The sequence below is a fragment of the Synechococcus sp. MIT S9507 genome (assembly GCF_047304715.1).
GTDB lineage: Bacteria > Cyanobacteriota > Cyanobacteriia > PCC-6307 > Cyanobiaceae > Synechococcus_C.
In genome coordinates, this window is the sequence record NZ_CP138970.1 from 140052 (window position 1) to 152381 (window position 12330).

Sequence of the window (12330 nt, forward strand, 5' to 3'; positions counted from 1 at the left end):
TCTTTAAAACCTGACGGATAATCGTCCTCCTCTGATGCCTATGCCTCCAATGGGGTGTTGCAAGCGAGATATTGCCGCTTAACAGAAGCTGTTTCTTTTAGTCGTCATTCGTAGCTCACATGGCGACATCCACCAAACAAGACACGGCTTACTCACTACCTGCCTTCAACATCAACGGCGCCTCACCTCGATCAGTAAAGAACGAGTACCACGAAGCACTCAAGCAATGCGCAGTGATGAACGACTACTCGTTGCTGCCTCCCGTCATAGTCGTGACTTCCAGATGCTGTCTGTTGCTGTGTATGAGGGAGCACGTGACCAGAGAATGCAAATTCCCAAGCATCTTTATGAGGTGCAAGCCTATGTCGAGGCTTGATCCTGGCACGCCATCAACGCTCAGTAAATCCAATACCCACGCCGCTTAACAGCGGCTTTTTTCTTGCGTGCTCTCATTCCTATGAACAACCTTGTCTCTGGACTGGATGGATTCGAAGACAGCATCAGCGCCTTACGTGCTCAGGACATGACAACCCTGTTCGTGACTTCTCCTACTGCGGAGAGCGATGGACGTTGGATGTGCCTCATCACCTCAGGGGGAGGGAAGGCTCTTGACCCAACAACATCGTCAACGTCTGGATCACCGACCACTCCATCAAACCATTACATGCAACGACTCGATGCTTGGAGTACAAAACAAACTGACCTTGCAGTTCGTCACCAAATCAGGCGAGCACTGGAAGATCAGAAACGGACTGACGTCCTGGGCTTCTTGATTAGTACTACTGGGCATGCTTCAGCTCACGTCCGAGCAGCTGGTTGAACCACTGTCAATTGCTGCCACTAACAAAGGCCTTGCATGTTTCTTGAACGTGCATATCCCTGACAGTTCTGGTGGTTGGCAGCGTGTGAAAATTCGCCGAAAAGATCTGCACAAACTTGACCATGAATCGGCACTTGATGCCATCACCAAGACCAACCAGACAGCACAACTTGTTGAGGTTGTCGCTGTCTGTGAGCCTTTGTCAAAAACCTTTGTTAAGGACAAACAGGAAGGTCGTTGCCTGATGAAGCAACCAAGCTTGACGAACTCATCCAAGAGATTCCACGCAAGCCAAAGCGCCAGCAACGCAGCTCTGCCAAGCCAAAGTCCGAAGCACCTGCTGGATCCATAACTTTTGCCCCGGCCAACTCGGGAGATTAGTTCTATTTTTCCATAAGTATTAACACTCAACAATGCAGCTTGCCTGCCGATAAAACGAGTGACTGAGTGGCATCTCGAAAAGCCTCCACGAAGCCTTTACATTCGTTAATATTGAATAATCGCATCCTTTCTCATGCCTGAAGCAACCGACAAGTTCACCCCTGACTCAACCAAAGTCTTCAGCGAAAAGCTAAATGGACGTGCAGCAATGCTCGGACTTGCCATTGGCTTGGCAACTGAAGCCCTGACCGGAAGAGGAATTATCGACCAAGTTTTTGGCATTTTTGGCTGATAAACTAATCTGCCATAGCTCTCATCCGCAATAACTACTAAGACCTGTTCGCTTTCGCTCAGGTCTTTTTTTATGCCTAACCAGCATTTGTTGGCATCTATTGATGGAGAGTCTTATTGTGAATGATGCTATTGATTTTTCTACTGAGTATCAACAACACAATGCGCGCCAATCTAAATCTCGAAAAGTGTCCACTGAGTCTATAAAGCTTTCTGCAATCTCTAGGACGCTGATCAAAATAAAAAAATTACTTAGTGCTTAAGGCTTTAACACCGATCTTGTCGCTGTCGGCACCAAAGCAACAGCACTGGGGACTAACAGCACGGCTCAGGGTGCGTATGCCTATGCCGATGGGACTAATGCGGTTGCGATTGGTACCTCTCGTGCCATTGGAACCGAGGTTGTGGCAATCGGTGCTCAAGCCACGGCCACCTATGACCGTTCCTCTGCCGTTGGAGCTGGAGCAGCTACCACCCGTAAAGACCAGATTGTTCTGGGAACGTTCAAAACAGAAGTGACCGCACCGAATCTGGCTGGTGATGGCACCGAAATCATCGCTGCCAATGAAGATGGAACCCTTCAGCGCACTTCAATGTCCTTTAAGCAGCTCGACAAAGCTGTGCGCAAGAAGCTTCCCAAGCTGGAGTCTGCTGCCAGAGGTCTTGGTCAGGCCGTGCAGGCCAGTGGTGCCATCGCCTCCGCGATGTCGGCGATTCCGGAAGTGACCCTTCAGGAAGATGAACCGGCTCGCTGCGGAGTGGGCACGGGTGCTTATGGCTCTCAGTACGCCATCTCCGCAGGTTGTGCCGTGAGAGTGGGCGATCGTTTGCACCTCAACGGTGCACTGTCGTACACCCCATCGGTGGATTACGAATATGGCTCCACCGCCTCCATCGCCGGCCGGTTGGGTTTCTCCTTCCCCCTTGGCAAGAGAAACACAACAGCAGACAAGAACAACACAATGAATGCGAGCAGCGATGAAATCTTTGAATACCGCAGCCAGGTCAACACCGACATGGCTGCTTTAAGGAGTGACCTCAACAGTCGTGACCAGCAGATCGAGGAGCTCAAAGCCAAACTTGAAGCACTGCTGAAACAGCAGCCAAATCAAAACAATGCTGAATCAGCACCGGGAGCTGAGGCAACCGCAGAATTGGTAGCTCTGCTGCGTAAGCAAATCAAACATCTTGAAGAGCAGACTTCGTCTCAAGAGGGGGAGATTTCCAAACTTCGCGATGAAAACAGGTCACTTCGCACCAAAACTTAAATGCTGTTATGAAGAAACTAGGACTCAAATTTCAGTGAATCACAAATAACTCATTAGCCTTGCCTAGCAATGAGTGTTGCTACATAGAAATTGAAACACCCAAGAATGACCACAAGACACTGAACGTTGCAGCTCCCTAACCCAAACACAAATCAGTTGAGCAGATAACAACGATAGACACCCAGAAAGGAGCAAGAATATTATGAATGTCTAAAAAATTGCAGCTGATCTTTTCTCTAAAGCTGTCAGTTAATTGCTGGCATTGAAAACTTTCACTCCAGAACCGACAGCATCTCTAAAATCAAACAATCAGTTTTGCACTTATAACAGAAACAGAAACAGCACAATCCACGCAGTACCGATCATAAAAAGCTTGTCTGATCCCCTGTCAATGTCGAAGAGCTCATGTGGTTCCGGAATCATTGTGTGTCCTCAGGGATCGAAAATATAGTTCATTTCGACAGACTGCAGGTTACGGATGTCCCTCGACGAGGCGACAGCCTCCATGATCTGTAGTTACCCATTATTCCCTAAGCATGCCCGGGCCGGAGCTCGGGGTCATAAGACAACTCATGAACAGGAGACACTGGACTAGACGTCAGAGGAAAAACAGTTCAAACCCACCCCGCAGATCCAGAAGGGTCGGTTCAATGAAACAAAGCTGAAGCATCAGGCACCGGCTGAACAAACAAAGCAAGGTGCGCTGCGCTCAGAACGCAAAAGATTATCGAGCAAACATAATTGATCTTCCTCGTGAATTAGTGAGGTGATACCACATATTTTGAGGCTCCAATCTGAATGAAACTCAAAAAACCTCGCTTAAAATCAACGAGTCACTCCTTACCTTAAAAGCCATATCAGCGAATTGAAGTACTCATGGATCCAGCAAGATCAACCTTAACGCCAACAGCCACTCAAACATTTCAATATACGCTTGGAATCCAGTCACGACAAACAAGCCAAGAAACTCTTCGGCCATCACTAATGCTTTCCATCGCTTTAACAGACACACTTATTACACAGTCTTCCGATCAAGATTATTCTAACTTTAAAAAAATTATGCCCTTGACGTGGCCGCAAAAAGATCGATGGCACATGTCAACGATCTGACCATTTAGACAAATCGCAACTGCAACAAGCCTGTGCTGATATTTTCCTTGGATGACCAACTAAAAAAATTTCTCTGACCATTATAATCTTTCAGCCAGATACGCTCGAATAAACAAGATCAACACTGTTAGATAGTATAAAAAAAGCGAAAGCTCTATCAACTTAAATAGCGCTTGACTCAGCGAGTCGTTGAGTGACAAGACAATCAAATACCCTATCTCACAGTTCACAAGCCAATGGAATATGAAATTTATCAGGCGTTCCGTTGAACTAGGAAATATGTGTGATTAAGCAAATAAAAACAGGATTTTAATCGATGTCTTGCGTGTCTCTCCCTCTACAAGCACAGGCGAGCAATACTGAGGCACTAATCCTGGCTTTGCAGCGTGCCGCATCTGTACTTGCCTCTAAAAGCTGGTCTGTGAGGAAATTTGCGAATGCGTTCCATGCTCCCGTCGTACTTGGTGAGCCGTCGGTGTCATTGGACAGCCAAGTCCTGGACTCTCTGATGCCCTATGTCGAGCAGTTCACACCCTTTGGCGAAGGATTGACAGGGCATGAATCAAATGATCTGGGTCAAGATCAGTTTCGATTTGAATTTGAAGACCTGGGATCTGGCCAACTGATTGCACGTCTCTACAACACATTCAGCCGGCCAGGTGAGACAACTCTATCGGAAACCTTTTTGGTGTCATTAGTTGCAGAACCAGGAGAGAAAAGTTCCGGAGAGAGCGATGATTTTGACTTTCAAAATATAGACAACTTTTAACTCGCTTTCATCGGACTTGATGATCAAGATGGATCAATCTCTCGAGCCATTGGATCATTTAATTTAGATTCTGAAATTATTTCTTTGGTTGAAAACAGCAAATCATTGGCATCAGGTGTCAGCGCTACAAAGAACATGATCTTGACCTCAGGTGCGGGGGAACAGGACGAGGAGCAGGCTCAGATTCTGGGATTGGCACTTGAAGAAGCTGCAAATTATCTGGCTGATTCAACCTGGTCTTTCCAGCAGTTTTCCAAAATTTTCCAAGATGCGGAGTTACCAGACGAGCCGGAAACATCCTTGGAAAACCTCAGTGCAGATGCCTTGATGCCCTATGTGGAAAAGTTTGACGTTCTTCCTGACGCATTAATTAGTTTCGATCTTAATAGAGTTGGCCTTGATCAACTACGATTTGAATTTGACAACAAGGGGTCTGGTCAGCTCATCGCTCGTCTTTACAGTGAGTTAGAGCCAGGCGATTCAAATCTTGCTGAAACTTATTTAGTATCATTAATTGCCGAGTCTGAAGAAAAAGATGGTGACAGATCAGTTGACGAATTCAACAATTTTGAGCTTTCGTCAATTGGAATAGAAGATAAAGACGGATCCCAGAGCATTGGCATGGGTTCATTGAATTTGGATTCGGGCCTCTTGCCTTTAGTCGAAAGTTCCAAAGGCTTTCAAACAGGTCTTACCTCATCCGCTGAGATGATTCTGGCTGCTAGCAGCTGACTCAATGAAGACCATTGGGGCTTCTCCCTAAAACGGCGAACACATCTGGATTTGCTGCTGGCACAATCCTTGCTTCTATAAAATACCAGCAGCAAATGCATTGTGTGCTTGTCCTGGAAACAGTTTGCTGATCAATACTCAAATTAACAGTAGAAACATATAGAGCATATAAAAAGCTGAATCCGCAAACCGAATAACAAGTGATCAAGAAGGCATTGAGCTATTTTATTTACTGATAAAAAGTAGATCAACAAGGGTACTCAGCAAATTGCGAATCACTGAACGAAGCGGCTCAAACAACGAATGATCGACCCATTGGTCAATACAGTCGGAAAGCCATTGCTGTTGATCAACTCAATGTGCGCTGAAGCTCAGTGGCCGTCTAGGTCTTGCTTTGGTCATCGACACGCAATCAAGCGATGGGTCTAGATCAGAACAGAAACTCCGGTTCAGCCTGGCTGGATTGTCAGGCCATCGAAGCCTGGATCGATGGTCATCGCGTCGTGAAGGATCTTTCACTACGTCTTCTCAAAGGTGAGTCGACTGCCGTCCTCGGTCCTAACGGTGCAGGCAAGACCACACTCGTGAAGTTGATCAGCCGCACTCTTTACCCAGTGGTGAAGCCGGGGTCGTACTGGCGCCTGTTTGGATCGGAGACAGTGAACCTCTGGGCACTTCGCCAACGTCTCGGGGTCGTGAGCACCGAGCTGGAACAACGCATCCCGGCTTCGCTCACAGGGCGGGAGCTGTTGCTGGCAGCGTTCTTCGGCGCCATCAGGCTTGGCAGGGACCGAACGCCTTCGGAGCAACAGCGATCACGCTCAGAAGACGTTCTCCGTTCCATGGATCTTGATGGTCTGGCTGACGAGAAATACGGCCAGCTGTCCGAGGGCCAGCGCCGACGTCTGCTGATTGCCAGAGCTCTGGTGCATGCACCGGAGGTGCTTGTGCTTGATGAACCCACCAATGCGTTGGACCTGCGCGCAAGGCACACGTTGCTGAGAACCCTGCGAAATCTGTGCCAGCAAGGCACAACCCTTGTGCTGGTGACACACCAGGTTGATGTCATCATCCCGGAGATCAAGAGAGTCGTCGGACTGCAGAACTGCCTGATCAGCCTGGATGGCTCAGCTGAATCAACACTGACAGGGCCAAAGCTTTCAGAACTGTTCGACACACCGCTGACCGTGGTGCAGTCTGGTGGCTTCAGGCAGGTCTTGCCAGGATGAAGCGGATGGATGTTGTACACCCGGGCGTGAAGTGCTTCTGATCCTCCCGGCCATCAGCATGGTGTTGGGCGGTCTGCTGGGCAGCCGGTTCAGACCTGGCAAACGCTTTCGAGCAGTTGTTGCCCATCTCGTGGGTGGTCTGGTTCTTGGCATTGCAGCAGCCGACCTGATGCCGGCTGCCAGCGACAGCGGCCACCCATTGGCTCTCGCCATTGGTTTCTGTCTCGGCTTCTCCCTGCTGCTGGTGATCAATGCGGTTCTGGAAGATCCCGACGACAACTCTGAACAGAGCCGGCCTCGTCCGATGCTGCTGCTGATGTTGCCCTTTCTCATTGACAGCCTGATCGACGGGCTTGTGGTGGGCATCAGCAGCAAAGCCGCAGAACAGCAGTGGGTGATTCCTGTGGCCGTTGCCCTTGAGATGGGATTGGCAACCCTCGGACTCGGAACGTTGCTTGGACGTGGAGCGGGTCGCTGGCGAAGCAGGGTGTCAGGTGCACTGATGGCCGTCACCTATGTGATCGGTCTGAGCGTCAGTCTTGTGATCACCAACGGGTTGCAGGGACCTGCACTGACCGGCACACTCGCCTTCGGCACTGCAGCTCTGATCTACCTGGTTGTGGAGGAGGTGATGAAGGAAGCTCATGCAAGAGGGGAAGACGATTCAGGAGTTGTCAATGTGGCCTTTTTCATCGGTCTTCTCTGCATCTGGCTTCTCGACAGCGTCACCGCCTGAATTGTGAACCGCCTCCATTCACAGCGCCTGATAGGCACGGCAATGGCTGCAGTGCTGTGTTCGACTCAGACCTTCTCGGTTTCCCCCCAAACGCAACATCTCGAGCCGGCGTCGACAACAGTTTCCCCCAGGTTGCGAGAACTGTTTCGAAAAGCGGATTGCGCATCAACACAACCTCTGCAGGATCGCTATCAGGCCGCAGATGTTCTCCACCAATGCCTGGAGAACACGGTCACGATGACCGATCCGCTCTGGCGACTGCTGAGCGAGATTCAATCTGAACTGAGCGCGCTCAACCTCCAGATCGAGCGCGTCGAGCAACGCACCACTGAGCTGGAGAACCTCGGTTTTTCGCCGACCACGAAGCTGCGGGGAGTCAGCTAGTTCATTCTCGGCGGCAACCTCTTTTCCGGAAGCGATGCGGATCTCCTGAGCTCTATCCGCAGCAGCTACGGAGCGCTGCAATCCGGGTATGACCAGAAATTGACTCTGCGTACAAGCTTCACCGGCAAAGACCTGCTCAACATCAGGTTGCGGGGAGGCAATCTCGACACAAGCGCAGACAGCTTCGGAGGGGGCGGACCAAGCAAACTCTCCGAGCTTGAAGTGGCCTTCCAGCAAAGCCGCTCTCCTGACCTTATCGGCGTGAACCGGGCCTGGTACCAGTTTCCTCTCGGCAAGAACTGGACCATCACGCTGGGCAGCCGCGTGAACCAGACCGTGATGCTCGGGATGCGACCAAGCCTTTATCCAGAGGACACCGTTCTGGATCTGTTCACTCAGGCCGGTGCTTCAGGTGCTTACAGCAGCAATCTTGGAGCTGGTGGCGGCGTGATCTGGGAACAAGGGTCCTTCAGTGCGAGTGCGAATTACATCGCCGGCAGAGGCAATGAAGGCTCAGGTGGTTCCGGGCTGATTGGTGAGGAGTCCGGCAGCAGCAGCACTTTGCAGCTCGGCTATGCCAGGCAGAACTGGGGAGTGGTGGCGGCAGTGGTGGCCATCGAGAATGGTTTCGGGATCATTGATTACGCCAGTCCCTTCACCCTGCGCAGCTTCGAGCAACCTGGGATCACCACAAGCACCGCGCTCAGCGGTTACTGGCAACCCTCTGAAGCGGGCTGGCTTCCCTCGGTGAGCCTTGGCTGGGGATGGAACAGCACGCGCTACCGCAAAGAAGTCGATCGCCAGGGACTCGTCGCCATTTCCCAGTCATGGACTATGGCAATTCAGTGGTGTGACCTGTTCAACACGGGAACAGCCATGGGAGCAGCCGTCGGTCAGCCGATCTTCGCAACAGCTCTGGTTGGCGGAACAAGCCCCGATGATGCTGGCTACGTGATGGAGTGGTGGACAATGCTGCCGGTGACGGACGCAATCACTGTCACACCTGCAGTGTTCTTTCTGAGCAGACCACTTGGAGCTGACACCCCGGAAGACCAGCGGCTGAGCCAGTTCGGAGCTCTTGTAAAAACCACTTTGCGCTTCTAGTTGATCGGGGAGGCGGTGTCATAACCTCGCCACGCCCGCAGGCTGAAGCCTTGAACAGCAACGCCAGAATCGACGCCCTTCAGTTGATGCTGACCGATCTGCGCATGCGCAACGAACCGATTCGGCACAAGGCGGCCTTCCGTGGCTGCCAGCCGGAGTTTCAGGCTCTTGTCACCAAGCTGATTGAGCAGCTGGAAACTGAATTGGTTGAGGAGAAACAGCGGTTCAGAACTGCTCAACGCGGCTGATTTCTGTAGGCGGCAGGCGCGATCACAAGGAACAAGATCCACCAGGCCAGAACGAGCAGAGTTACTGGGATGGTGACCCAGAAGCGATGCAGCACCAGCCAACTGCCTGAGATGGCGAGAACTCCGGTGAGAATGATTGTCCAGGGCTGACACCACCAGGGTTTTTCAGCCCAGAGATCGGGTTGAATCGTCTCAGACACCGCGGGTTCCCAAGCGCTCCTCGGTCAAGGAGTCGTACACCAATGGTTCATAGCAGTGACTTCACTGCTGATCCGCGGATCTCCATCAAAATCCGGATCCTCAAGCCAAGCGGTCGAAGTCGCAGAGACAGCAGAGGATCAACGCGCAACTGATGCAGAACAGTTTTCAATCAATCATCCACAAAATGAACAGTTATGGAACTGTGGAGAGAAGATGATTCATCCGTTATGTAGACATAACCGCTGCTGAAGCAACATAAAAGCCAGGAGATCGATAGCGAAATTCCTCTGAATTGTTTTCTGCAGCGAGTTTCATTCGTTTCAATCCTGCAAGAACTATCGGCTCAAAGCTGGATCACAGGGAAATCGAAACTGAACTGGTTCAACACTTTGTTGCAAGCCTGTTCAGCGCCGTGAAGCTGGCTAGTTTTCACCTCACCTGAATGCCCCACCCCACCTTCACACCTTGAGCATCACAAAATGGCTGGAAGCGCGAGCTCAGCTCGCTGAACTGATCGAGGCCCTTGAGGAAGAGGCCCTGGCTTGCGACCTCGACAGCGATCAACTCTGGCCTCCTGGCCGCCGCGAACTGGCCCCCTTGGACCACATCAATGGGCTGCGGCATGAAGTGGAACAGTTGTGCATTGAACTCCCGGAATTGCCCGGTTCCCACTGAAGGTGGACCGCGATGACACCTGAGGAAACTGGCCTGTTTCGATCAGGAGGGTTGGGAAATATCGCTTTACAGCTGTTGAGCCAACGCCCTGAACGATGGTTGCAGGGAGATCTCAGCGAGTTCGTCATATCCCCCCAGAACTTCTCCATCAATGAAAATCTGGGGAAATGTGTTCATACCGCTGCGTTGCCGGAAAGCCTCGAAACGATCGTCGCTTTCGATGGTCTCCAGGCGATGAGGAATCGCCAGCCTCTCCAGCAGCTGCCTGGCCCTGAGACTCCATGGACAACCGGGGAGCACTGCCAGCTCCACTCGCGCACTGGACTGACTGGGATCATGAACAGGGTTCTGGCTGTCTTGAGCAGGAGGCAGACCGCTCAGACCGAGAAGCAGCTGTGCTCCCTTGAGCACTACCGTTCCCGGTTCAAGATGCCCTCCCCAGACCTGACAGGCACCGTCTGAAAGGCTGAGGTGAAGATGAACGCCGGAGGGTGAGAAGGTTCCGTTCAGCGTGATGACCTCAAGTTCACCACTCATCTGGGTGGGCTGACTCTGACCCGGACAACGGAAAGTGGCCTGAGAAAGATTGCCGACCACTCCGAGCACAAATCCACTGAGCTGTTGATTCACAGCCAGCTCAGACAGAGAGAGATGGAGGTCCTGACCGGGTTTCAACTCAAGGGGCAGGGTCTCCATCCAGTCAGATCTAGAAACCGGGCCAGATTACGCCACGCCACAGAGCTGCCCGGCGGTACGTTTTTGTTACGTCAGCAACACGCAATCGTGTCATTTCTCAAGGGCCTGCTGGAAGAACTGCAGGAGCAGCTCCAGAGCGAAACAACCTCCCTCACAGTGGGCCAGGTCGCCGAAGCCGCGGACTCAGAGCGGCTCAATGTCACGCTGGCCGTTGGTGTCATGGGCCGCCTCAAGCAACATGCACTTGCAGAGGGACGCAGCTGCAGCAGCCTTGCCAACTTTCTGATTGAAGACGGTTTACGCCGGCATGGAACTCTCAGATGAATCTCCTGATGCGCGAAAGCTGGCCATCACTGCAACAGACGATCAGTGATCGACTTGACCTCTCCGCTTCGCTGCATTTGCAAAAGCACCACATCAATCGGTGTGCGCAAATCACTGCTGACCGGAATCACAAATCCGTAGGTCTGATTCGCCAGTGCGAAAGGCGCCATCTTGAAAGGTGCTTCGGGGTTCTGCTGCAGGTAGTAACGAAGCGGAGCCTCATCGAACAGCACCGCCGCAACCTTTCCCTTGGCCAAAAGATCAATGGCAGCATCAAGGTCTGCAGATTCAATGGCACTTGCGCCATACATCCTTGCCCATTTTTCACTGATGGTCCCGGCCACCACTGAGACAGCCTTACCGCGCAGATCGGAACGATCCTTGATTGCTGTGGGCTGAAGATTCGACAACGACACGGTGAAAGCTGAAGCCAGACCTGCCGTGATCGATGACAGCGCCAGCAGCGACATCAGCATCCAGACTCCTGTGATGGTGCGACCGGTTCTGGTGACGGGAGATCGATCTCCGTAGCCGACCGTTGTCAACGTCACCAGGGCAAACCACATCCCGTTACCGACTCCATGCAGGTACTGGCGAGGAAAGTGCTCGGTGTTGCGACGGCGCTCAGCCAACCAGATGAGATTGCCGACCAAGAACAGCAGAATCATCAAGCCACCCAGTGATGACAATGCCGCCCAGCCGAAGAAGGGTTGAAACCTGACCCAGAGCCCCGGAGCCTTCACCGGTATCATCAATCCTTCACGGCCGTAGAAGTAGGGCTGGGTGAAATCAATTTCGGGATTAGCCAGTCGATCGGGGGTGATGCTGATCGGACCGATGGCGAGATCCAGATCACCTTTTTTCACGGCTGCAATGTTGGCTTCCGTGTTGGGCTGGTGGATGAATTCATAGGTCTTGTTGAGACGGCTTGCCACTTCTTCCCAGATCTGGATGCTGATTCCCTGAGCCGGATCACCCTTCGACAAGACGAAAGGTGGTGCGCCACTGACACCAACCCGTAGAACCTCGGCCATCGCAGCCCCTGGGACAGCAACGCTGATCAAACCGGCGAGCAACAGACCAACCCTTGGAACTCTGATCACGCCTTTCACCCGTTGTTTTCAAGACGCTTGACGATCACGCCCATGGCGATCAGTGATCCCAGAAGGGCAAGCAACAAAGCAAGTGTCATCAGAAGTCAATCGACTCAAGCATTCTGAGGTTGCCATCCCAAACACTGAGCGGCCAATACCGGAGCCCAATGAAGGGGAACATCCTTTTGAAACATTTCCGCGATTTCGAAGCAAGATGGTGCATACCTCAGCTGGTCAAACCACCGTTGACTGTCATCAACGTCAAAAA

General features: G+C 51.8%; 14 protein-coding genes. 10 read left to right on the plus strand and 4 right to left on the minus strand.

Translation table 11 applies throughout. The features are described 5' to 3' along the window. Window positions 1–1334 precede the first annotated feature (1334 nt). The 6 genes from SIB83_RS00730 to SIB83_RS00755 all read left to right on the plus strand — a co-directional run bounded on the left by SIB83_RS00730 (window position 1335) and on the right by SIB83_RS00755 (window position 7336). Window positions 1335–1493, plus strand: coding sequence for a hypothetical protein (locus SIB83_RS00730; RefSeq protein ID WP_413746474.1), 159 nt, complete (start codon window positions 1335–1337; stop codon window positions 1491–1493). Between the two features lie 403 nt (window positions 1494–1896). After that, on the plus strand, window positions 1897–2760 hold the full coding sequence (locus tag SIB83_RS00735) for a YadA-like family protein (protein ID WP_413746475.1): 864 nt from the start codon (window positions 1897–1899) through the stop codon (window positions 2758–2760). A gap of 1435 nt (window positions 2761–4195) precedes the next feature. Next, on the plus strand, window positions 4196–4639 hold the full coding sequence (locus SIB83_RS00740) for a hypothetical protein (protein WP_413746476.1): 444 nt from the start codon (window positions 4196–4198) through the stop codon (window positions 4637–4639). Window positions 4640–4774: 135 nt separating this feature from the next. Then, a complete protein-coding gene (locus tag SIB83_RS00745; RefSeq protein ID WP_413746477.1) occupies window positions 4775–5371 on the plus strand; it encodes a hypothetical protein in 597 nt (198 codons plus the stop codon). Between the two features lie 419 nt (window positions 5372–5790). Further along, on the plus strand, window positions 5791–6600 hold the full coding sequence (locus tag SIB83_RS00750; protein ID WP_413746478.1) for an ABC transporter ATP-binding protein: 810 nt from the start codon (window positions 5791–5793) through the stop codon (window positions 6598–6600). Next, a complete protein-coding gene (locus SIB83_RS00755) occupies window positions 6572–7336 on the plus strand; it encodes a ZIP family metal transporter (RefSeq protein ID WP_413746479.1) in 765 nt (254 codons plus the stop codon). Before SIB83_RS00750 ends, SIB83_RS00755 begins: the two co-directional genes overlap by 29 nt. A gap of 165 nt (window positions 7337–7501) precedes the next feature. On the opposite strand, the gene SIB83_RS00760 is transcribed toward SIB83_RS00755, so the two are convergent. Beyond that, on the minus strand, window positions 7502–7801 hold the full coding sequence (locus SIB83_RS00760) for a hypothetical protein (protein ID WP_413746480.1): 300 nt from the start codon (window positions 7799–7801) through the stop codon (window positions 7502–7504). An 18-nt stretch (window positions 7802–7819) separates the two neighbouring features. On the opposite strand from SIB83_RS00760, the gene SIB83_RS00765 reads away from it, so the two are divergent. Both SIB83_RS00765 and SIB83_RS00770 read left to right on the plus strand, forming a co-directional pair. Then, window positions 7820–8824 carry a porin gene (locus SIB83_RS00765; protein ID WP_413746481.1) on the plus strand — a complete coding sequence of 335 codons (1005 nt, stop codon included), beginning with the start codon at window positions 7820–7822 and terminating at the stop codon, window positions 8822–8824. 50 nt (window positions 8825–8874) lie between these two features. Then, complete coding sequence (locus SIB83_RS00770) at window positions 8875–9072, plus strand: hypothetical protein (RefSeq protein WP_413746482.1); 198 nt, start codon at window positions 8875–8877, stop codon at window positions 9070–9072. On the opposite strand, the gene SIB83_RS00775 is transcribed toward SIB83_RS00770, so the two are convergent. Further along, window positions 9060–9272: a DUF6737 family protein gene (locus SIB83_RS00775; RefSeq protein WP_413746483.1), complete on the minus strand. Its 213-nt coding sequence runs from the start codon at window positions 9270–9272 to the stop codon at window positions 9060–9062. The genes SIB83_RS00770 and SIB83_RS00775 overlap by 13 nt on opposite strands. Window positions 9273–9738: 466 nt before the next feature. Here SIB83_RS00775 and SIB83_RS00780 point away from each other — a divergent pair, with 466 nt between their 5' ends. Beyond that, window positions 9739–9948 (plus strand): hypothetical protein, encoded by a 210-nt coding sequence (locus SIB83_RS00780; RefSeq protein WP_413402932.1) that lies wholly within the window; start codon window positions 9739–9741, stop codon window positions 9946–9948. 66 nt (window positions 9949–10014) lie between these two features. On the opposite strand, the gene SIB83_RS00785 is transcribed toward SIB83_RS00780, so the two are convergent. Next, entirely contained in the window at window positions 10015–10644 is a 630-nt protein-coding gene (locus tag SIB83_RS00785) for a PCC domain-containing protein (RefSeq protein WP_413402933.1), read from the minus strand. A gap of 87 nt (window positions 10645–10731) precedes the next feature. Between SIB83_RS00785 and SIB83_RS00790 the strand changes: the two genes are divergently transcribed. Beyond that, complete coding sequence (locus tag SIB83_RS00790) at window positions 10732–10968, plus strand: ribbon-helix-helix domain-containing protein (RefSeq protein ID WP_413746484.1); 237 nt, start codon at window positions 10732–10734, stop codon at window positions 10966–10968. A 26-nt stretch (window positions 10969–10994) separates the two neighbouring features. Here SIB83_RS00790 and SIB83_RS00795 read toward each other — a convergent pair whose 3' ends face one another. Then, window positions 10995–12071 carry a transporter substrate-binding domain-containing protein gene (locus SIB83_RS00795; protein WP_413402935.1) on the minus strand — a complete coding sequence of 359 codons (1077 nt, stop codon included), beginning with the start codon at window positions 12069–12071 and terminating at the stop codon, window positions 10995–10997. Window positions 12072–12330 lie beyond the last annotated feature (259 nt).